Below are 19,579 nucleotides of genomic sequence, written 5' to 3'. Positions count from 1 at the left end.
ATGTTGGACACCAATCTCAAGACCCAGTTGAAAGCCTACCTGGAGAAGGTCACGCAGCCTTTCGAGATCGTCGCGTCCCTCGATGACGGCGAGAAATCCCAGGAAATGCTGAGCCTGCTGCAGGACATCGCCAGCCTCAGCGACAAGATCACCCTGAAGACCGACGGCGACGATGCGCGCAAGCCGTCGTTCGCGCTCAACCGCATCGGCGGCAACATCAGCCTGCGTTTCGCCGGCATCCCCATGGGCCACGAATTCACCTCGCTGGTCCTGGCGCTGCTGCAGGTCGGCGGCCACCCGTCGAAGACCGCGCCCGAGGTGATCGAGCAGATCAAGGCGCTCGACGGCGAGTACCACTTCGAAACCTACTTCTCGCTGTCCTGCCAGAACTGCCCGGACGTGGTCCAGGCGCTGAACCTGATGGCCGTGCTCAACCCCAACGTGCACCACGTCGCCATCGACGGCGCGCTGTTCCAGGACGAAGTCGAGCGCCGGCAGATCATGTCGGTGCCGAGCATCTACCTCAACGGCGAGCTGTTCACCCAGGGCCGCATGAGCGAGGAAGAAATCCTCGCCAAGCTCGACACCGGCTCCAGCGCCCGCGATGCCGAGAAGCTCAAGGCCAAGGACGCCTTCGACGTGCTGGTGGTCGGCGGTGGTCCGGCCGGTGCGTCGGCGGCCATCTACGCCGCGCGCAAGGGCATCCGCACCGGCGTCGCGGCCGAGCGCTTCGGCGGCCAGGTGCTCGACACCATGGCCATCGAGAACTTCATCTCGGTGAAGGAAACCGAAGGCCCGAAACTGGCCCGCGCCCTGGAAGAGCACGTGCGTGAGTACGATGTCGACATCATGAACCTGCAGCGCGCCAGCAAACTGATCCCGGCGGGCGAAGACGGCCTGCATCGCGTGCAGTTCGAGAACGGCGGCGAGCTCAAGGCCAGGACCCTGATCCTCGCTACCGGCGCGCGCTGGCGCGAAATGAACGTACCGGGCGAGCAGGAATACCGCGGCCGTGGCGTCGCCTACTGCCCGCACTGCGACGGCCCGCTGTTCAAGGGCAAGCGCGTGGCGGTGATCGGTGGCGGCAACTCCGGCGTGGAAGCGGCCATCGACCTGGCCGGCATCGTCGCCCACGTCACCCTGCTGGAATTCGGCGAGCAACTGCGGGCCGACGCCGTGCTGCAGCGCAAGCTGCAGAGCCTGCCCAACGTCACCGTGCTGAAGATGGCGCAGACCATCGAGGTCAAGGGCGATGGGCAGAAGGTCACCGGCCTCACCTACAAGGATCGCGCCAGCGATGCCGTGCACGACGTCGAACTGGAAGGCATCTTCGTGCAGATCGGCCTGTTGCCCAACAGTGACTGGCTCAAGGGCAGCGTGGAACTGAGCCGCTTCGGCGAGATCATCGTCGACGCCAAGGGCCAGACCACTGTTCCCGGCGTGTTCGCCGCGGGCGACGTGACCACGGTGCCGTACAAGCAGATCGTGATCGCCGTGGGCGAAGGGGCCAAGGCCTCGCTGAGCGCCTTCGACCACCTGATCCGCACGTCAGCGCCGGCCTGACGCAGGGCGCGGGTGCGGAAAACCAAAGGGAGCGGATGCGAGTCCGCTCCCTTTTTCGTGTCTGGGCTTCCCGCCACGGTTCGGCGCGTACCGGCAGTGCGTGGGTCGGGGCGCGTAGCGCCGAAGCCCAACTCACAGCGAAGCGGCGCTCCTCCGATGATGCCGAGCCGCACCGAAGCGCTGTTCGATGGCCCGTTCGCTGGGCTTCGCGTCGCTCAACCGTACCTATCGGAGCGCTCCGCTTTCTCATGACGGATCGTTGCGCCCCGCCGAGGGTCTATTTCTAGACACCGGATCCGCTGGGGCCAAGGCCCTGCCGTTCAGGTGGAAGCGAGCGCACAGGATGTCCTCAGGACGGCTGGCGCACATGTTTGAGCAGTCCATGGAGCTGTCCACGAAATGATGAATGCGGATGCGCCGCAGGGCCCGCGCCGGGCCGTGATGATCTATGCCAATCGGGCCAACGAACCGCAACACGAAAGATGTGTCCATGTCGCGCTGGCCGAGCGCCTGGCCGCGCTGCTGGGGCTGGACTATGGCGGTGAATACGATCCGACGCGCCGCCATGAGGCCCAGCCGTATCTCGTGCCGTCGGGCACTGTGGTTGGCGTGCGTGAAGCGCATGCGCTCGGCCTGATGGACGAAGGCGATCTGTTCGGCGGCGTGGTGCCGCAGGCGTTCGTCGAAACCAAGGCGATCACCCATCCCCTGGTGCGCCCGGATGCCATGGCGCCGGTCGGCTGGTCCCGCGATTTCAGCGCGCAAGTCAAGGGTAGCGTACTGGGCGGATACAGCGTGTTCGGTCTGGAGGATGCGCGCGCCGCCGGCCGGCGCCTGCTGCATGAGGGGCCTCTGCGGATCAAGCCGGTCCGTGCCACCGGAGGCCGCGGCCAGCAGCGAGTCGACGATATCGCCGCTCTCGATCAGGCATTGCTCGCGCTCGATGAGCAGGAGTTGGCCGAGTACGGGCTGGTCATGGAAGTGCACCTGGAGCGGGTGACGACCTTCAGTGTCGGGCAGGTACGGGTCGCCGGGCGTCAGGCCAGCTACTACGGCACGCAGCGCCTGACGCGGGACAACGCCGGCGACGAGGTCTATGGCGGCTCGGATCTGGTGGTGGTCGAGGGCGATTTCGACGCGTTGCTGACGATGGATCTGCCGGAAACCACGCGCCTGGCGGTCAGCCAGGCGCAGGTCTATGACCGCGCCGCCTCAACCTGTTATCGGCAGTTCTTCGCCTCCCGACGCAACTACGACATCGCCCAGGGCATCGATGGCCGCGGCCAGCCGCGTTCTGGCGTGCTCGAGCAATCGTGGCGCATCGGCGGCGCCAGCAGCGCCGAGATCGCCGCGCTGGAAATGTTCGAGCAGGGGGCGGCGCGTAGGGTTCGCGCCTCTTCGCTGGAACTCTATGGCGAGCAGCAGCGCCCACCCGACGGGGCCTGCGTGCTGTACCGCGACGAGGACGCGGAGGTCGGATTCATTACCAAATGCGTGATGGTGGAGGAATATGGCGACGCATAGCGAGACGGTAGACATCCTGGTAGACGATGAACACATTGCCGGCACCTTTCTCTCGCCGCCAGCGAAGATGCCCGGCGTGCTCTTCGTGCACGGCTGGGGCGGCAGCCAGCAGCGCGACCTGACCCGCGCGCGTGGAATCGCCGGGCTCGGCTGCATCTGCCTGTCGTTCGATCTGCGCGGCCATGCCCAGACCCGTGCGCAGCAGCAGACGGTGACCCGCGAGCACAACCTCAACGACCTGCTTGCCGCCTACGACCTGCTGGCCGAGCACCCGCACATCGACCCGTCGGCCATCGCCGTGGTCGGCACCAGCTATGGTGGCTATCTGGCGGCGATCCTCACTTCGCTGCGGCCGGTGAAATGGCTGGCGCTGCGGGTGCCGGCGCTGTATCTCGACGAGGATTGGCGCCTGCCCAAGCGTGAGCTGAACCGCGAGGCGCTCAACCGTTTGCGCAGCAGCCGGGTCAGGCCGGAGGCGAATCGCGCATTGTCGGCCTGTGCCGCGTTTCACGGCGACGTGCTGATCGTCGAGTCCGAGCACGACAGCTTCGTGCCGCACGAAACCATCATGAGCTACCGGGCGGCGTTCCACAGCACCCATTCGCTGACCCATCGCATCATCGACGGTGCCGACCACGCCTTAAGTGGCGAGCGTTGCCAGGAGGCCTACACCTCGATCCTGGTCAATTGGACCACCGAGATGGTCATCGGCGCGCGCCTGGACGATAAACCTGAAGTGGTCGAAGAACCGTAGGTTGGGTTGAGCGCAGCGAAGCCCAACAAGCGAGGCATCAGGCGCCGAATGCATTGGACGGCAGTGCATCGATGTCTCGGTTGTGCAGGTTGAGGCGCCGAAGCCCAACTCACATCGACGGCCAGCCGCTAGCGATAATCCGACACCGCGTCCGTTGGGCTTCGCAGGCTCAACCCAACCTACGCAAACTGTTGTCCGTGCGCGCTCAACCCGGTGGCGTCGGCGGTGGCGTCGGGCCGACGAAGCGGCTCCAGCGGCGGTCGAGCACCTGCTGCTTGAGCACTTCGATGACGTCCACCAGCAATTCCTCCAGCGCCAGGTCGGTGTCCTCGTCCTGATAGACCCAGGCTTCGAAGAACTCGTCGGCGAGGTTGCCGGCCAGTGCCTGGAACTGTGGGCCGCGCAGGCCGTCCACGGCACCCTGCAGCAGACGCGCGGCGATATCGCCGAGGGCATCGTCGAGGCTGGCGGCCAGGCGATTGCCCAGGGGCAGGCGGCGCAGGGCATGCATTTCGCGATTGTCGGTGAGCGCCTGGTGGATCAACTGGCTGACGTAGCCCTCGATGGCGCCGCGATTGTCGCGATAGCCGGTTTCCAGCATGCCCTGCAGGCGCCGCGCCAGATCGTTCAGCAGGCGCTGCTTGCGCGGTCGCACCACGTCCTGCAGCAGGCGCCGGGAAAGGTCGTCGCTGGCACCGATCTCCTGCTGCAGGCGGCCGAACAGGCGCACCATCACGCGGTCGGCCAGTTCTTCGATCAGCAGGTAGTAGTAGCGGCTGAATACGCCGTAGACCGCCCAGCCGCGCATGTCGATCAGCCCGAGACGCTGCAGGCGGATCAGCAGCACGCCGATGCGCAGCACCCGCAACCAGCGAAAACCGGCCAGTGGGATGCAGCCGAGCACGTCGTACCAGTGGGCGAAGGGGTAGTAGTACCAGCGGGCGTAGCGGCGCTCGAAGAAGGCGACCGTCCAGCCCAGCAGCACGTCGAGGATGAAGATCGCCACGAAGCCCAGGTCGATGTACTGGAAATGGGCATGGATACGCTGGTCGTAGCTTGCATGTAGCGCTGGCAGGATACTGGCGAGCAGGTCGTTGATCGGCTGCAGGGCGAACAGGCTGTCGAACAGGATCAGCCCCAGGTTGACGCAGACCAGCAGGACGATGAAGGCTTCCCAGGCGGCATGCAGGCCCTCGCGTCGACGCGCCTGTCTGCCTTGCGGCTGTTCAGGCATCCGCATCGGCCGCCGCCGCCGGTTGCCAGAGGATTTCCGCGCAGCCCTGGCGCCGTGCGATCAGCCGCGCGGCGACGAACAAGGCATCGGAAAGCCGGTTCAGGTAGGCCAGCAACACCGGCCGCACGGCTTCGCAGGCGTTCAGTCGCTGACAGCGCCGCTCGGCGGTGCGCGCCAGGCTGCGGCACAGGTGGGCGAGGGCGATCAGCCGGGAGCCTCCGGGGAGGATGAAGTCCTCGAGCGGGCCGAGTTCCTGGTTCCAGCGATCGATGGCCTGCTCCAACTGGCCGATCTCCGCCTCCCTCAGCGCCTGGTAGTCAGGCATCGCCAGTTCGCCGCCGAGATCGAACAGGCGGTGCTGGCACGGCCCGAGCACCTCGATCAGCTCCTCCAGGCCCGGCCATTGCGCCTGGGCCTCGGCCAGTTCGGCGAGCAGCAGGCCGAGCTGGCTGTTGAGCGTATCGACCTCGCCCATGGCTTCCACGCGTGGATGGTCCTTGGCGACCCGGCGGCCGTCGGCCAGGCCGGTTTCGCCGCGATCGCCGGTGCGTGTGTAGATCTTCGACAGTCGGTTGCCCATGGGGGGATTCCTTGTTCAGACCGGCTCGACGGGCGAGCTCAGCGGCAGGCGCAGGGTGAAGGTAGAGCCGTGGCCGGGCTGGCACTGCACCTCCATCTGCCCCTGGTGATTGTTGGTGATGATGAAATACGAGACGGAAAGCCCCAGTCCGGTTCCCTGGCCGACTTCCTTGGTGGTGAAGAATGGCTCGAAAATGCGCTTGCGCACGGGCTCCGGAATGCCGCCGCCGTTGTCCTCGACCTGGATTTCCGCCCAGGGCGGATTCAGCCGTGTACGCAGGATGATCTGTCCGGGCTCCTTGCCCTGGTTGTGGTGGATGGCCTGGGCCGCATTCTTCAGCAGGTTGAGCAGCACCTGTTCCAGTTCGTTGCCGATGCAGGGCACCCGGTCCACGCGAGGATCGAAATCGCGGACGATGCAGATGGCCTTGAAGTCGAAGCCATCCATCAGCGCGAAATCGTTGCCGGCGATCTCCAGCGCCTGATCGATCAGCATCGGAAGGTGACAGTCGGCCAACTGGCGGTTGCTCATGCGGCTGAAACTGAGCATGTGGCTGACGATCTTCGCCGCGCGCGAGCCGGCCTGCTGGATACCGTCGAGCAGCTGTGGCACCTCGCGCCGCTGCAGGTATTGGTTGACCGCCTCCAGGCGCACCCCGGTCTCTTCGGCGGCCTCGCGGTTGCGTTCCAGCTCCGGCGACAGGCGCCGGCGAATGTTCTGCGCGTTGTGCAGGATGGCACCGAGCGGGTTGTTGATCTCGTGGGCCATGCCCGCCGCGAGGCCGCCGACCGAGAGCATCTTTTCCGATTGCACCATCATCTCTTCCATGTTGATGCGCTGGGTGATGTCGTCGATGCGGATCACCACGCCACGACCGCCAGCGCCCATCAGCGGATAGAAGGTCAGCGCGTAGTGCCGCGGTTCGTCGTTGTGGCGCCAGGTGACGCGCTCGATCTTTTCCACCTCGTGCTGTTCGGAGGTCCGGCGGATTTGCGCGAGGAACGGCTTGAGCGGCTCGAAGGCAACGAATACCGGCTGGTTCAGCGCATCGTCCAGCGGGGTGCCGGAGAGCGCGCTGGCTTCCTGGTTCCACTGCGTGACGTAGAGCTGCTCGTCGAGCGCGATCAGCGCCGAAGGCATCGAGTCGATGATGTTGTTGAGGTACTTCTGGAAGCCGGTGAGCTTTTGCTCGATCTTGCTGCGTACCTGCACCTCCAGTTCCAGCTTGCGATTGGAATGGCGGGTTTCCTCGGCCAGGCCGCGGGCATGGTCGAAGGCGTCCTGGGCGTCGTCGCGGGCGCGCTTGAGCTGCTGTTCGCGCGCCTGCATGCGCGACAGCATGGTGTTGAAGGCGTCTGCCAGGTGGCCGATCTCGTCCTGGTTCTTGGGCGTGGCGCGCAGGGCGTAGTTTTCCTCGCGGGTGACCTGGCGCGACAGCGCTTCCAGATCGCGGATCGGACGGGTGATCAACTGGCGGATCTGCCGCGCCACCAGCACCCAGAGCAGCAGGCTGGCGACGAGAATCGCCAGGCTGGCCGTCAGCGTGCCGGTGTAGAAGGCGCCGGGCAATTCGCTGCTGGCGACCAGCAGCAGATGGCCGGAGCGGCCGTCCGGTTGCGGCAGTTCCACCAGCAGGCTGGCGCGGATTTCCCCGGCGCGCCATAGCGCGACCTTGCTCAACCGGCTCGGCAGTCGCAGCCGCTCGCCGCGCTGCAGCTGGGCCAGGCTGTTGCCGTCACGGTCATAGATCACGGCCGCCCGCAGCGGCGCATAGTCGTCCAGGCGCTCGAGCAGGGTCCTGGCCGATTCCGGCGAGGCCAGCGCGCGGCTGCTGAGTTCCTCGGTGGCGAACAGCTCGCCGAGGGTATGCATGGCCTGTGGCGCGACGCTCTGTCGCGAGATCCAGTAGGCGGCGCTGATGAAGGCCAGGTTGGACACCAGCAGCACGGCGGCGAGCAGGACGAGCAGGGCGAGCAGCAGTTTGCGGCCGACCGGAAGGTTTTCGAGGCGCTGGCGCAGGGTCATGGGTGCGGGCACGGAACGGCAGGACGGTGCCTGCAGGGTAGCCGCGCCTCAGTCCATGGGCAATCCATTGCGTTGCAGGTGATCGCGCAGTCGCCGATGCAGGGCATGTAGCCGCGGCAGCCGCAAGTCAAGGCCGTCGGCGGTCGCGCAGGCATGGCCGAGCAGGTAGCCGATTTCGGTGCGTCGGCCGAGCCGGACATCCTGATGCATGGAGGAGTAGTTGCTTCGCGTTGCCTCGATGACGCGCAGCACCTCGCTTTCCAGCCCGGTCGCCGCATCCGTCTGCCCGTTGGCTGCGAGCAGCTCGGTGAGTTCCGCGCAGAGTGCGCCGAGTTCTTCCCGGTGTCGCAGCAGCTCGCCGTTGCGGCAGTCATACAGCACGCTCAGCGGGTTGATCGCGCAGTTCAGCGCCAGCTTGCGCCAGAGCCGGGCGAGGATGTCGGTGCTCCAGGTGGCGGGGATGCCCGCCCGAGCCAGTTCGCCCAGCCAGTCCGGCGGAGCCGGGGCGGCCGGATCGCCCAGCCAGTTCTGTCCGCGACCGGCGAATACCACGCGCAAATCATCCTCGCGATAAGCACCCTCGGTGCTGGAAACGAAGAGGCAGCGCGCCCGGGGCCAACGTTCGGCGATGGCCTGCTGGCTGCCGAGGCCGTTCTGCAGCAGGAGCATTTCGCAGCGCGGCTCGAGCCGCGTCGCGACCTGGGCGATGGCGGCCTCGGCGTCGTAGGCCTTGCAGGCCACCAGCAGGCGGTGGATGGCGTTCGGAGCGTCGGGCAGCTCCGCCGGGATGGCGTGCAGGCTGCTCTGGCCATTCTCGACCAGGCTGAGGCCGCCGGCAGCCTGGTACTGCGCCAGGCGCTGCGGATTGCGCAGGATCAGCCGTACCGGCAGGCCTGCGCGGGCCAGGCGGGTCGCCCAGAGGCTGCCGAGACTGCCCGCGCCGAGGATGTGCCAGCTCATCGGCTCAGGCCGGCCGCTTCAGCCGCAGCGGGGCGATGCGCCCGGTGCTGTAGGCGCTGGGCAGCAGGGCCGTGGCGCGTTCGATGATCGCCTGCGGGTTGGTCGGCAGGGCCTCGGCGTCCAGGCTGACCAGGCTGATGCCCGCCTTGAGCGAGACGAAGCCCTGGCTGGTCTTGAATGCCTTCAGGTTCAAGCCTTCGTGGAGGCGCTTGAAGCTGCTCGGTGAGCAGCCCTTGAGGTCGTCGACCAGCGCCAGCAGGCCGAAGTGGTTTTCATCGATCCGGCTCACCACGTCCAGCGGCCTGACCAACTGCTGCAGGCGTCTGGCGACGGCGCAGAGCAGTTCCTCGTAGACGGCGTCGCCATAGCGTTCGCGCAGGGTGCCGGCTTCGGGCAGGCCGATCTGCAGGTAGCAGATCGCCGCGCCACGATTTTCCACCTGCCGCAGGCTGGCGCTCAGTTGCTGGCGCAGATAGCGGATGTTGCCCAGGCCGGTGAGCGGGTCCTGCAGGCTGTTCTGCTCAAGGGTCGCGACGTTGGCCGCCAGCTGGCGATTCTCCTGCTTGAGGCGCTGCAGCGAGGCGCACAGGCGGTCGGCGGCGAGAATGCGCGGCAGCAGTTGCTCGTTCATGGCCGACTTGCTGATGAAGTCGTCGACGCCGTGGTCGAAGGCCTGGCCCAGGGCGTTCTCGCTGTCACGCCCGGTGAGCAGGATGATGTAACTGTAGTGGTCGCTCCTGGCATCACGCTGGCGTATCCGCCCGGTGAGTTGCAGGCCGTCCATTTCCGGCATCAGCCAGTCCGCCAGCAGCACGTGCGCGGGGCGTTGCTCATGTTGGGCCAGTGCGTCGGCGGCACTGCTGGCGAAGCGAATATCCTGATAGCCCGCTTTGCTCAGCGCACGGCCGATCATGACGCTGGAAAACTTGGCGTCATCGACCACCAGGATGCTCAGGTGAGGGTTGGGCATTGGCAAGCTCAATCAATTGGAGGGTGGACGTCCTGTCTCTCATTGCCGTTGGGCGGGCACTGGCACGTCGAATCGTTATAATGAACACGCATTCTCAACCGTCAAGCCACGCGCGCTCAGCCCATGCTGCCAGTCGCGCTTTCATAGTGGAGGAATCCCATGCCCTCGTTCGACGTGGTGTCCGAACTGGACAAGCACGAAGTCACCAACGCGATCGACAATGCGATCAAGGAACTGGATCGGCGCTACGACCTACGCGGTAAAGGCAGCTTCGAGCAGAAGGACCTGACTGTGCAGTTGACGGCCGAAGCCGAGTTTCAATTGGAACAAATGCTGGAGATTCTCAAGTTGAGCCTGGTCAAGCGCAAGATCGATATCCAGTGCCTGGAGATCAAGGACGCCTACGCCTCCGGCAAGACCACGAAGCAGGAAGTCGTGCTGCGTGAGGGGATCGACAAGGAGCTGGCGAAGAAGATCGTCGCCCACATCAAGGACGCCAAGCTCAAGGTACAGGCGGCCATCCAGGGCGAACAGGTCCGGGTGACCGGCAAGAAGCGCGACGACCTGCAGGAGGCCATCGCCCTGCTGCGTGGCCACGAATTCGGCATGCCGCTGCAGTTCAATAACTTCCGCGACTGATTTCCGACCCGCTGCGCGCGCCCGTTCCCGAATGACCGGTGCCTGCGCTGCGGACTTCGCCCCCGAGGAGTTCTTTCATGGATCTAAGCGTCGACTATCTGGTCGATCTCTCCGAGTCCTGGTTGCCGGTGGTGCTGCAGTACGGCGCGCAGGTGACGCTCGCGCTGCTGACACTGCTGCTCGGCTGGTGGCTGATCAATATCCTGACCGCAAGGGTCAGCGGCCTGCTGCAGCGCCGCCGTGTCGATCCGACGCTGCACGGCTTCGTCGGCAGCCTGGCCAGCATCGCGCTGCGGGTGCTACTGCTGGTCAGCGTGGCCTCCATGGTCGGCGTGGAAACCACCTCGTTCATCGCGGTGATCGGTGCCGCCGGCCTGGCCATCGGCCTGGCGCTGCAGGGCAGCCTGGCGAACTTCGCTGGCGGCGTGCTGATCCTGCTGTTCCGTCCGTTCCGCGTCGGCGAGTGGATCGAGGCGCAAGGCGTCAGCGGTACGGTCAATTCGATCCAGATCTTCCATACGGTGCTCAAGACCGGTGACAACAAGACCGTGGTAGTGCCCAACGGAGCGCTGTCGAACGGGCATATCACCAACTTCTCGCGCGAGCCGCGGCGCCGTGCCGACGTCAATGTCGGTATCGACTACAGCAGCGACATCAAGCTGGCTCGGCAGATCCTGCTGGAAATCGCCGAGGACCCGCGCGTGCTGCGCGACCCCGAGCCGGTCGTGTTCGTTACCGGCCTCGGTGACAGTGCGGTGAACCTGTCGTTGCGCGTGTGGGTGGCGACCGGCGACTTCTGGCCGGTGACCTTCAGCTTCACCGAGCAGGCCAAGGAGCGCCTGACCGCCGCTGGCGTCGGCATTCCCTTCCCGCAGCGGGTGGTGCATCTGGTACAGAGCTGAGGCCTCATGCACGCATAACGAAGCCGGCAGTTGCCGGCTTCGTCGTTTCAGGAGCGTTCCGAGGCCGCTTCGCGCTCTGGGTCGTCGGGCTGCTGTCGGCTCCTGCTCCATTGCCAGGCGATCAGCACCAGCGTCGGCACCCCGAGCAGGGCGGTGACCAGGAAGAAGTTACTGTAGCCGAGGTTCTCCACCATCACCCCGGAATAGCCGCCGAGCAGGCGCGGCAGCAGCAGCATCAGCGAGCTGAGCAGCGCATATTGGGTGGCCGAGAACTTCAGGTTGGTCAGGCTCGACAGGTAGGCGACGAAGGCCGTGGATGCCAGCCCGCCGCTGAAGTTGTCGCAGGAAATGGTGACGATGAGCATCTGCAGGTTGGCGCCCATCTCCACCAGTAGCATGAACATCAGGTTGGTCGCCGCCGAGGCGACCCCGCCGATGAAGAGGATCGGCAGGATGCTGAAACGCACGATCAGCAATCCGCCGAATGCGGCGCCGAGCAGCGTCATGATCAGCCCGAACAGCTTGCTGACGCTGGCGATCTCGTCCTTGGAGAAACCCTGGTCGATGTAGAACACGTTGGCCATCACGCCCATCACCGTGTCCGACATCCGGTAGGTGGCGATCAGCCCGAGCAGCAGCAGCGCCTGCCAGCGATAGCGGACGATGAAGTCGGTGATCGGCGTCAGCACCGGGCCCATCAGGATGCGTCCCGGCGCCGACAGGCAGCCCCAGCAGATCAGCAGGTACATGGTGCCGCGTGGCCAGTAGCCGCCCCAGTAGGACTGGAACATGCCGGTGGTGGAGACCATCAGGATGATCAGCACGATCACCGACACCGCCTGGTGGGCGAAGTCGAAGCGCGATGGACGCTGCTTCTGCCCGGCCTGGTTGAGAATGTGGCGCACCGGCACCAGCAGCATGCGGCCCACCGGCGACAGCGTGCCGACGATGAACAGCGCATACAGCATCGCCCGCGGCCAGGCCTGGGCGATCAGTGCGTTGATCATCGCCGGCACGGAGATCAGCATGACCAGCAGCAGGCCCACCGCGGCCAACTGATGGTTGAAGCTGTAGCGCGCGGGTTCGTTGGGCAGCGGCGCGGCGGCATCCGGTTCGCGGATCACCAGGCTGGTGATGAGGCCGGGCAGGATCAGCAGGGCGAACACCAGGTAGGTGGCGGTCCAGGCCGCCTGGTTGTAGTCGAGGCTGCTCGAGCCCAGCCATTCGGCGAGAAACAGTGCGCCGGCGCTGGCCAGCAGCATGGCGACGCGATAGCCGGTCATGTAGCTTGCCGCCAGGGTCGCCTGCAGCTTGTCCTCGGCGATTTCCAGGCGGTAGGCGTCGATGGCGATGTCCTGGGTCGCCGAGGAGAAGGCCACCACCACCGCCAGGGCGATGAGCATGGTCAGGTTGTACTGCGGATTGCACAGCGCCATGCCCACCAGGCCGATGGCGATCAGCGCCTGCGACAGCACCAGCCAGGAGCGTCTGCGGCCGAGCGCGCCGATCCATGGCAGGCGCCACTGGTCGAGCATCGGCGACCAGACCCATTTGAAGGCGTAGGCCAGGCTGATCCAGCTGGCGAAGCCGATGGTTTCCCGCGAGACGCCCGCTTCGCGCAGCCACACCGACAGCGTGGAGAACACCAGAACGGCAGGGAGACCGGCCGCGAACCCCAGCAACAACAGGGCCAGCGAGGCGGGGCTGGCGTAGGCGGCTAGCGCATCGCGCCAGGTTTCACGGGACATACATCGAGGTTCTGCAGAGGTTGGGACGAAGGGCGCACTCTAACCGCTGTGCTCCGTCGAATGCCAGCCGTGCCGACGCACGTCCACCCGGTCGTTGACGATGGTCAGGCCCTCGGCGCGCAGGCGCATGCGCTGCTCGTGTCCGGCAGGGCTGCCGGCCGGCAGGCTCAGGCGGCCGCCGGCCGCGATCACCCGATGCCAGGGCAGGCGGGTGTCGTCGGGCAGCTGCGACATCAAACGGCCGACCCAGCGCGCGGCGCGACCGAGCCCGGCCATGGCGGCCAGTTCGCCGTAGCTCACCACCTTGCCCTCGGGAATCTGCGCCATCACCAGATAAACGGCCGTGCGGCGTGCCTCAGCGTCGGCGCCAGGCGGGAGCAGGGGCGGTTGTTCGATCATGCTGGAAGCTTCCTGTACTGGGGGAAGGCAACTGCGGATGAAACTCGCTTCCCATTCAGCGGTCTGTGCTTGCTGTGACTATAAGCATAGGGATAATGCCAGCCTTTCAACCGTACCCGATCGGATTTCGGCACATCTTATGTTTTCCAGAACCCTGCTTTGCGTGACCCTTTCCGCGCTCTCCCTGCCGTCGCTCGCCGATACCGTCTGGCTGAAGAACGGCGACCGCCTGAGCGGCAAGATCAGTGTGCTCGACGGCGGCAAGCTGCTCATCGAGACCGACTACGGCGGTTCGATTCCGCTGCAATGGGACAAGATCGCGACGCTGGAGAGCGACCAGAAGCTGCTGATCAAGCAGGACGACGTCACCGGCGAGCTGGCCCAGTCGCTGCAGGCGGCCGAGGAGGGCAAGGTCGTCCTCGCCAACGGCGCCGAGCCGCGCACCGTGGAACTGGCGAGCATCTCGCAGATCATCCATCCCAAGCCGCTGATCCAGGATTTCACCTGGAAGGGCAATGTCGACGTGGCGATGGACTACAAGCGGGCCGAGACCGATACCGACGACTACGATATCTCCATCGACACCAAGGCCCGCCATGGGCTCTGGCGGCACAACGGGACCGGTAACTACAACCGCGAATACCGCGATGGCGTGACGGTTACCGACAACTGGGACGTCGAGTATGCGCTCGACCGCTTCATCGACGAACATTGGTTCTGGCAGGGGCGCCTGGGCTACAAGCGCGACCAGATCGAGGATGTGCGTCGGCAGCGGACCATCGGTACCGGCCCCGGCTACCAGTTCTGGGACGACGAGCTGGGCGCATTCTCGCTGGCTTCGCTGATCAACCGCAGCGACTATGAGTTCGCCGATGGCGACAAGGAAAATTTCTACCTGGCCGCGCTGAAGTGGGACTACAACCGTTACCTGGTGGGCAAGACCTTCGAACTGTTCAGCACCGGCGAGCTCGGCAAGCCGCTGGCGAACGTGGCGGATTATGCGCTGGATGCCGAGATCGGGTTGCGCTACAAGGTGACCGACTGGGCATCGCTGAACATGAAGGCCGAGAAAGACATCATCAGCGGCGCGGACAACGAGCTGGACGAAACGCGCTACAGCATCGGCTTCGGCGTAGGCTGGTAAAAAAGCGGCTGCAAGCTTCAAGCCTCAAGCTGCAAGAGGAGCACCCCCGCTTTTCTTGCAGCTTGTCGCTTGCGGCTTGCCGCTGCCTTAGAGTCGCAGGCCGCCGTCCAGCTCCAGGATGCGTCCGGTGTAGTAGTCGTTCTCGATGATATAGGCCAGCGAGTGGGCGATCTCCTCCGGCTTGCCCATGCGCCTGAGCGGAATGCCGGCGGTCATCTTCTCCAGCGCTTCGGGTTTCATGCTGGCGACCATTTCGGTCTCGATGAAACCCGGTGCGATTCCCGCCACGCGGATGCCGTAACGCGCCAGCTCCTTGGCCCAGACCACCGTGGCCGAGGCCACGCCGGCCTTGGCGGCGGAATAGTTGGTCTGGCCCATGTTGCCGGCGCGGGAGATCGAGGAAATGTTGACGATCACCCCCTCGCTCTTCGCCTCGACCATCCTCGCCGCGACTTCGCGGGTGCAGAGGAATACGCCGGTGAGGTTGACGTCGATCACCGCCTGCCACTGGGCCAGGCTCATCGTGCTGATCTCGCCGTCCCTGACCTTCAGCAGCAGGCCGTCGCGCAGGATGCCGGCATTGTTCACCAGCCCGTGCAGGGCGCCGAAGTCCTCGGTCACGCGCGCGACCATGGCGATCACCTGTGCCTCGTCGGCGACGTTGCACAGATAGGCGCGGGCGTCGCCACCGGCGGCCTTGCAGGCTGCCACGGCTTCGTCCAGGCGCTGCTGATTCAGATCGATCAGCGCCAGGCGTGCGCCCTTGCCAGCGAGGTATTCGGCCATGGCGCGGCCGAGCCCTTGGCCGCCACCGGTGACGATGATGACCTTGTCTTTGATCTGCATGCCAAATCTCCTTCTTGTCGTTCGCTGCGGGAACGACGCCCGCGGATGAAACCGCTATGCTGAGCGCTCCGTCGAATCCGAAGAAGCCTCTCGAGGAGCCTCAGGTGAGCGCTGAAGCCGTCAAGCATGCCCGACAACTCCTGCTCAAGGAATACCGCGGCGTGCTCTCCACCCATTCCCAGGCCATGCCCGGTTTTCCGTTCGGCTCGGTGGTGCCCTATTGCCTGGATGCCCGCGGCTGGCCGCTGATCCTGATCAGCCGCATCGCCCAGCACACCCGCAACCTCATGGCCGATGGCCATTGCTCGCTGCTGGTCGGCGAGCGCGGGGCCGAAGACGTCCAGGCCGCCGGCCGGCTGACCCTGCTGGCCGAAGCGCGCCAGCTGAGCGAGCCAGCGGCGATCGATGCCGCCGCGCAGCGCTATTACCGCTATTTTCCCGAGTCGCGCGATTATCATCGGGTGCACGACTTCGATTTCTGGACGCTGGAACCGGTGCGCTGGCGCTATATCGGCGGCTTCGGCGCGATCCACTGGCTGGACCAGGTGGCGCTGGCCAATCCCTTCGCCGCCGATGACGGTGAGCTGGAGCGGGGCATGGTCGAGCATATGAATGACGATCACACCGCCGCCATCGCCCATTACGTCGAGCAGGCTGGCCTGCCACGGAGCCCGGCGGCGCAACTGGCGGGCATCGACAGCGAAGGCTTTCATCTGCGGATCGGCCAGGCGCTGTACTGGCTGGCCTTTGCGGCACCTTGCGAGACGCCCATGGCGGTGCGCCAGGCGCTGGTGGCTTTGGCCCGCAGCTGAGGGGGTTCAGCTTGGCTTCAGGCGCGACGTGCATAATTCGGTTACAGGCTGTTTTCCATGCGGGTTGAATTAGGCCCGTGATGCCGTCATCTACAGAGGACTGGAAGCTGATCTTCCGTCAAGGACCCTCGATGCGAATCTTCTTTGTGCTGTTCCTGTTGTTTCCGCTGGCCGAGCTGTACGTGCTGATCAAGGTCGGCAGTTCTATCGGCGCGCTGGCGACCATCCTGCTGCTGGTGCTCGGTGGTATCGCCGGCGTCCTGCTGTTGCGCCTGGCCGGTTTCGCCACCGCCTGGCGCGCCCGCGAGCGCCTGGCCCGCGGCGAGCTGCCGGAGCGCGAGATGCTCGAGGGTCTGATGATGGCCATTGGCGGCGGGCTGCTGTTCCTGCCGGGCTTCATCAGCGACGTGCTGGCGCTGCTGATTCTCTTCCCGCCGACGCGCAACCTGCTGCTGCGCGCGATCAATCGGCGGATCGAGGAGCAGGTGCGCCGTCAGCGCGCCTTCGCCGACGACCTGCAGGCGCGTTCCGGCCCGCAGCGGCCGAACGTGATCGAAGGCGAATGGGAGCGGCGCGACCGCGACCGCTGACGCCGCAATGCGCCCGACCGGCATGCCAACAGGCATGCCGGTTTCGTTTCCAGCCATGAAAATTTCATCGGCGCCCCTTGAAATGCTCTTGAACGCCCGCATGTAGCGGACACCGCAAGGTCGCTGTCGTATTCGACAGTCCGTCTTCTGCGGCTCGCAATGCGGGCCGCAACCGGCACCGCCGGATTTGCTAACCCGCCGATCAAGTGCATCGGCATGGAACCACTCTACTAGGAGAGATCGACAATGAAGCTTCGTCCTCTGCATGACCGCGTCGTGATTCGTCGCAGCGAAGAAGAAACCAAGACCGCCGGCGGCATCGTCCTGCCGGGCTCCGCTGCCGAAAAACCGAACCGTGGCGAAGTCGTTGCCGTCGGCGCTGGCCGGGTACTGGACAACGGCGAAGTGCGCGCGCTGGCCGTGAAAGTCGGTGACAAGGTGGTGTTCGGCCCTTACTCCGGCAGCAACACCGTCAAGGTCGATGGCGAAGACCTGCTGGTGATGAGCGAGAACGAAATCCTCGCCGTCATCGAAGCCTGATTACCGCGAATCTCCGTAAATAATTCACGAATTGAGGATCAATCAACATGGCTGCTAAAGAAGTCAAATTCGGCGACTCCGCACGCAAGAAGATGCTGGTCGGCGTGAACGTCCTGGCTGATGCGGTAAAAGCGACCCTCGGCCCGAAAGGCCGCAACGTCGTGCTGGAGAAGAGCTTCGGTGCTCCGACCATCACCAAGGACGGCGTTTCCGTCGCCAAGGAAATCGAGCTGAAGGACCGCTTCGAGAACATGGGCGCGCAGCTGGTCAAGGACGTCGCGTCCAAGGCCAACGACGAAGCCGGTGACGGCACCACCACCGCCACCGTGCTGGCCCAGGCCATCGTCAACGAAGGCCTGAAGGCCGTTGCCGCCGGCATGAACCCGATGGACCTCAAGCGCGGCATCGACAAGGCCACCATCGCCATCGTCGCCGAGCTGAAGAACCTGGCCAAGCCGTGCACCGACTCCAAGGCCATCGCCCAGGTCGGCACCATCTCCGCCAACTCCGACGTCTCCATCGGTGACATCATCGCCGAAGCCATGGAGCGCGTGGGCAAGGAAGGCGTGATCACCGTCGAGGAAGGCTCGGGTCTGGAGAACGAGCTGTCCGTCGTCGAAGGCATGCAGTTCGATCGCGGCTACCTGTCGCCGTACTTCATCAACAAGCCGGACACCATGGTCGCCGAGCTGGACAGCCCGCTGCTGCTGCTGGTCGACAAGAAGATCTCCAACATCCGCGAACTGCTGCCGGTACTGGAAGCCGTTGCCAAGGCCGGCCGCCCGCTGCTGATCGTGGCCGAGGACGTCGAAGGCGAAGCCCTGGCCACCCTGGTGGTCAACAACATGCGCGGCATCGTCAAGGTCGCTGCGGTCAAGGCGCCTGGCTTCGGCGATCGCCGCAAGGCCATGCTGCAGGACATCGCCATCCTCACCGGCGGTACCGTGATTTCCGAAGAAGTCGGCCTGAGCCTGGAAACCGCTACCCTGGAGCACCTGGGTAACGCCAAGCGCGTCGTGCTGAACAAGGAAAACACCACCATCATCGACGGCGCTGGCGCTCAGGCCGACATCGAAGCTCGCGTGGCGCAGATCCGCAAGCAGGTCGAGGACACCACCTCCGACTACGACAAGGAGAAGCTGCAAGAGCGTCTGGCCAAGCTGGCCGGCGGTGTTGCCGTGATCAAGGTCGGTGCCGGTACCGAAGTCGAGATGAAAGAGAAGAAGGCCCGCGTCGAAGACGCCCTGCACGCCACCCGTGCAGCCGTCGAGGAAGGCGTGGTACCTGGCGGCGGTGTCGCCCTGGTACGCGCGCTGCAGGCCATCTCCGAGCTGAAGGGCGACAACGAAGACCAGAACGTCGGTATCGCGCTGCTGCGTCGCGCCGTCGAGGCTCCGCTGCGTCAGATCGTTGCCAACGCCGGTGGCGAGCCGAGCGTAGTGGTCGACAAGGTCAAGCAGGGCGAGGGCAACTACGGCTTCAACGCCGCTTCCGACGTCTACGGCGACATGATCGAGATGGGTATCCTCGATCCGGCCAAGGTCACCCGTTCCGCCCTGCAGGCCGCGGCCTCCATCGGCGGTCTGATGGTCACCACCGAAGCCATGGTCGCCGAAATCGTGGAAGACAAGCCGGCCCCGGCCATGCCGGACATGGGCGGCATGGGTGGCATGGGCGGCATGATGTAAGCCGACCGGCCTTTCGGAGCCTGCGAGGAAATCCTCGTCAGACCGAGTGAGAATGCTTGCCAGCCGGTCAGCCGCGCTGGCGAGCGATGGAAATGCCCGTATCGAGAGATACGGGCATTTTCATTTGCGCCCTATGCCCGCGCGTGCGGGCCCGCTGAGCCTGCAGGCCCCGTTAGCGATATATCGGCCCAGGGTAGCCAGGCATGCGATCTGTGGGTGCGGGAAACGGCGCATTCATGCGCCGATCGGTTTCGCTTTTGGCTATGCCGTGGGAATGGCGACAGCCTTTCTCTGCACCTCGGCGAAGATATCGACGATCGGGCGCTGCGGGTCGCGCTGGCGCAGGGCTTCCACTTGGTGGCTCTGGCGTTGCAGTTCCTCGCTGGGTTTGGCCCATTGCTCGGGCGGCAGCGGTTGCGACCAGGCGCGCATGGCTTCGGGAATATCCTGGCGGTGCATGCGCTTGACCCTGGCCACTTCCCATTCGGTGAGGCGGAAGGGCAGCGTCCACAGGGTCATCACATGGTAGAGGTACCAGCCGAACACGTAGAACCCGCCCACCTCGCCTTCGCGGTAGCGGCGGCGCATGCGCTCGCGGGCGTTGTGGAAGGTATGCAGGCCTTCGTGGGGCGGGTCGTCCGGGCCTTGCAGGTCGAGCGGA

18 protein-coding genes and 1 pseudogene are annotated in these 19,579 nt (G+C 65.3%); 10 read left to right on the top strand and 9 right to left on the bottom strand.

What is annotated here, in order from left to right; translation table 11 throughout:
- From ahpF to IN820_RS00155, 3 genes are all read left to right on the top strand, one after another.
- Entirely contained in the window at nucleotides 1–1,563 is a 1,563-nt protein-coding gene (gene ahpF / locus IN820_RS00165; protein WP_193679040.1) for an alkyl hydroperoxide reductase subunit F, read from the top strand.
- A 399-nt stretch (nucleotides 1,564–1,962) separates the two neighbouring features.
- Nucleotides 1,963–3,087 carry a DUF3182 family protein gene (locus IN820_RS00160; RefSeq protein ID WP_193679039.1) on the top strand — a complete coding sequence of 375 codons (1,125 nt, stop codon included), beginning with the start codon at nucleotides 1,963–1,965 and terminating at the stop codon, nucleotides 3,085–3,087.
- Nucleotides 3,074–3,841: an alpha/beta hydrolase family protein gene (locus IN820_RS00155; protein ID WP_193679038.1), complete on the top strand. Its 768-nt coding sequence runs from the start codon at nucleotides 3,074–3,076 to the stop codon at nucleotides 3,839–3,841. The genes IN820_RS00160 and IN820_RS00155 overlap by 14 nt, the downstream gene beginning before the upstream one ends.
- Nucleotides 3,842–4,046: 205 nt before the next feature.
- On the opposite strand, the gene IN820_RS00150 is transcribed toward IN820_RS00155, so the two are convergent.
- Genes IN820_RS00150 through IN820_RS00130 form a run of 5 tightly spaced genes read right to left on the bottom strand, consistent with a single transcriptional unit; the run spans nucleotide 4,047 to nucleotide 9,610 of the window.
- Complete coding sequence (locus tag IN820_RS00150; RefSeq protein ID WP_193679037.1) at nucleotides 4,047–5,075, bottom strand: ion transporter; 1,029 nt, start codon at nucleotides 5,073–5,075, stop codon at nucleotides 4,047–4,049.
- Complete coding sequence (locus IN820_RS00145) at nucleotides 5,068–5,655, bottom strand: cob(I)yrinic acid a,c-diamide adenosyltransferase (protein ID WP_193679036.1); 588 nt, start codon at nucleotides 5,653–5,655, stop codon at nucleotides 5,068–5,070. The genes IN820_RS00150 and IN820_RS00145 overlap by 8 nt, the downstream gene beginning before the upstream one ends.
- 15 nt (nucleotides 5,656–5,670) lie before the next feature.
- On the bottom strand, nucleotides 5,671–7,680 hold the full coding sequence (locus IN820_RS00140) for a sensor histidine kinase (protein ID WP_193679035.1): 2,010 nt from the start codon (nucleotides 7,678–7,680) through the stop codon (nucleotides 5,671–5,673).
- 48 nt (nucleotides 7,681–7,728) lie between these two features.
- A complete protein-coding gene (locus IN820_RS00135; protein WP_193679034.1) occupies nucleotides 7,729–8,640 on the bottom strand; it encodes a putative 2-dehydropantoate 2-reductase in 912 nt (303 codons plus the stop codon).
- 4 nt (nucleotides 8,641–8,644) lie between these two features.
- The gene (locus IN820_RS00130; protein ID WP_193679033.1) at nucleotides 8,645–9,610 is read right to left on the bottom strand and encodes a response regulator; all 966 of its coding nucleotides are present in this window, start codon (nucleotides 9,608–9,610) and stop codon (nucleotides 8,645–8,647) included.
- A 159-nt stretch (nucleotides 9,611–9,769) separates the two neighbouring features.
- On the opposite strand from IN820_RS00130, the gene IN820_RS00125 reads away from it, so the two are divergent.
- Entirely contained in the window at nucleotides 9,770–10,249 is a 480-nt protein-coding gene (locus IN820_RS00125) for a YajQ family cyclic di-GMP-binding protein (protein WP_193679032.1), read from the top strand.
- Nucleotides 10,250–10,326: 77 nt separating this feature from the next.
- On the top strand, nucleotides 10,327–11,151 hold the full coding sequence (locus IN820_RS00120; protein ID WP_193679031.1) for a mechanosensitive ion channel family protein: 825 nt from the start codon (nucleotides 10,327–10,329) through the stop codon (nucleotides 11,149–11,151).
- A 47-nt stretch (nucleotides 11,152–11,198) separates the two neighbouring features.
- Here IN820_RS00120 and IN820_RS00115 read toward each other — a convergent pair whose 3' ends face one another.
- Nucleotides 11,199–12,899: an AmpG family muropeptide MFS transporter gene (locus IN820_RS00115; RefSeq protein WP_193679030.1), complete on the bottom strand. Its 1,701-nt coding sequence runs from the start codon at nucleotides 12,897–12,899 to the stop codon at nucleotides 11,199–11,201.
- A gap of 39 nt (nucleotides 12,900–12,938) precedes the next feature.
- Entirely contained in the window at nucleotides 12,939–13,298 is a 360-nt protein-coding gene (locus IN820_RS00110; protein ID WP_193679029.1) for an MGMT family protein, read from the bottom strand.
- A gap of 139 nt (nucleotides 13,299–13,437) precedes the next feature.
- Here IN820_RS00110 and IN820_RS00105 point away from each other — a divergent pair, with 139 nt between their 5' ends.
- Nucleotides 13,438–14,442: a DUF481 domain-containing protein gene (locus IN820_RS00105; protein ID WP_193679028.1), complete on the top strand. Its 1,005-nt coding sequence runs from the start codon at nucleotides 13,438–13,440 to the stop codon at nucleotides 14,440–14,442.
- A gap of 87 nt (nucleotides 14,443–14,529) precedes the next feature.
- Here the strand turns inward: IN820_RS00105 and IN820_RS00100 are convergent, their stop codons facing one another.
- On the bottom strand, nucleotides 14,530–15,288 hold the full coding sequence (locus IN820_RS00100; protein ID WP_020308758.1) for an SDR family oxidoreductase: 759 nt from the start codon (nucleotides 15,286–15,288) through the stop codon (nucleotides 14,530–14,532).
- A gap of 104 nt (nucleotides 15,289–15,392) precedes the next feature.
- Between IN820_RS00100 and IN820_RS00095 the strand changes: the two genes are divergently transcribed.
- The 4 genes from IN820_RS00095 to groL all read left to right on the top strand — a co-directional run bounded on the left by IN820_RS00095 (nucleotide 15,393) and on the right by groL (nucleotide 18,918).
- Nucleotides 15,393–16,100 carry a HugZ family pyridoxamine 5'-phosphate oxidase gene (locus tag IN820_RS00095; protein ID WP_193679027.1) on the top strand — a complete coding sequence of 236 codons (708 nt, stop codon included), beginning with the start codon at nucleotides 15,393–15,395 and terminating at the stop codon, nucleotides 16,098–16,100.
- Nucleotides 16,101–16,231: 131 nt separating this feature from the next.
- Complete coding sequence (locus IN820_RS00090) at nucleotides 16,232–16,690, top strand: FxsA family protein (RefSeq protein WP_193679026.1); 459 nt, start codon at nucleotides 16,232–16,234, stop codon at nucleotides 16,688–16,690.
- A 246-nt stretch (nucleotides 16,691–16,936) separates the two neighbouring features.
- The gene (locus tag IN820_RS00085) at nucleotides 16,937–17,230 is read left to right on the top strand and encodes a co-chaperone GroES (RefSeq protein WP_102893884.1); all 294 of its coding nucleotides are present in this window, start codon (nucleotides 16,937–16,939) and stop codon (nucleotides 17,228–17,230) included.
- 47 nt (nucleotides 17,231–17,277) lie between these two features.
- Nucleotides 17,278–18,918 (top strand): chaperonin GroEL, encoded by a 1,641-nt coding sequence (gene groL, locus IN820_RS00080; RefSeq protein ID WP_193679025.1) that lies wholly within the window; start codon nucleotides 17,278–17,280, stop codon nucleotides 18,916–18,918.
- 261 nt (nucleotides 18,919–19,179) lie between these two features.
- Here groL and IN820_RS00075 read toward each other — a convergent pair.
- Nucleotides 19,180–19,579, bottom strand: a pseudogene (locus tag IN820_RS00075) (hypothetical protein); the annotation flags it as partial.

Source organism: Pseudomonas lopnurensis (assembly GCF_015070855.1).
Classification (GTDB): domain Bacteria; phylum Pseudomonadota; class Gammaproteobacteria; order Pseudomonadales; family Pseudomonadaceae; genus Stutzerimonas; species Stutzerimonas lopnurensis.
This window is presented reverse-complemented; position numbering and strand designations above follow the sequence as displayed.

Bases quoted from the DNA above. Each gene is read 5' to 3' on its own strand.
- ahpF (WP_193679040.1), top strand. From the start codon at position 1: ATGTTGGACACCAATCTCAAGACCCAGTTGAAAGCCTACCTGGAGAAG.
- IN820_RS00160 (WP_193679039.1), top strand. From the start codon at position 1,963: ATGATGAATGCGGATGCGCCGCAGGGCCCGCGCCGGGCCGTGATGATC.
- IN820_RS00155 (WP_193679038.1), top strand. From the start codon at position 3,074: ATGGCGACGCATAGCGAGACGGTAGACATCCTGGTAGACGATGAACAC.
- IN820_RS00150 (WP_193679037.1), bottom strand. From the start codon at position 5,075: ATGCCTGAACAGCCGCAAGGCAGACAGGCGCGTCGACGCGAGGGCCTG.
- IN820_RS00145 (WP_193679036.1), bottom strand. From the start codon at position 5,655: ATGGGCAACCGACTGTCGAAGATCTACACACGCACCGGCGATCGCGGC.
- IN820_RS00140 (WP_193679035.1), bottom strand. From the start codon at position 7,680: ATGACCCTGCGCCAGCGCCTCGAAAACCTTCCGGTCGGCCGCAAACTG.
- IN820_RS00135 (WP_193679034.1), bottom strand. From the start codon at position 8,640: ATGAGCTGGCACATCCTCGGCGCGGGCAGTCTCGGCAGCCTCTGGGCG.
- IN820_RS00130 (WP_193679033.1), bottom strand. From the start codon at position 9,610: ATGCCCAACCCTCACCTGAGCATCCTGGTGGTCGATGACGCCAAGTTT.
- IN820_RS00125 (WP_193679032.1), top strand. From the start codon at position 9,770: ATGCCCTCGTTCGACGTGGTGTCCGAACTGGACAAGCACGAAGTCACC.
- IN820_RS00120 (WP_193679031.1), top strand. From the start codon at position 10,327: ATGGATCTAAGCGTCGACTATCTGGTCGATCTCTCCGAGTCCTGGTTG.
- IN820_RS00115 (WP_193679030.1), bottom strand. From the start codon at position 12,899: ATGTCCCGTGAAACCTGGCGCGATGCGCTAGCCGCCTACGCCAGCCCC.
- IN820_RS00110 (WP_193679029.1), bottom strand. From the start codon at position 13,298: ATGATCGAACAACCGCCCCTGCTCCCGCCTGGCGCCGACGCTGAGGCA.
- IN820_RS00105 (WP_193679028.1), top strand. From the start codon at position 13,438: ATGTTTTCCAGAACCCTGCTTTGCGTGACCCTTTCCGCGCTCTCCCTG.
- IN820_RS00100 (WP_020308758.1), bottom strand. From the start codon at position 15,288: ATGCAGATCAAAGACAAGGTCATCATCGTCACCGGTGGCGGCCAAGGG.
- IN820_RS00090 (WP_193679026.1), top strand. From the start codon at position 16,232: ATGCGAATCTTCTTTGTGCTGTTCCTGTTGTTTCCGCTGGCCGAGCTG.
- IN820_RS00085 (WP_102893884.1), top strand. From the start codon at position 16,937: ATGAAGCTTCGTCCTCTGCATGACCGCGTCGTGATTCGTCGCAGCGAA.
- groL (WP_193679025.1), top strand. From the start codon at position 17,278: ATGGCTGCTAAAGAAGTCAAATTCGGCGACTCCGCACGCAAGAAGATG.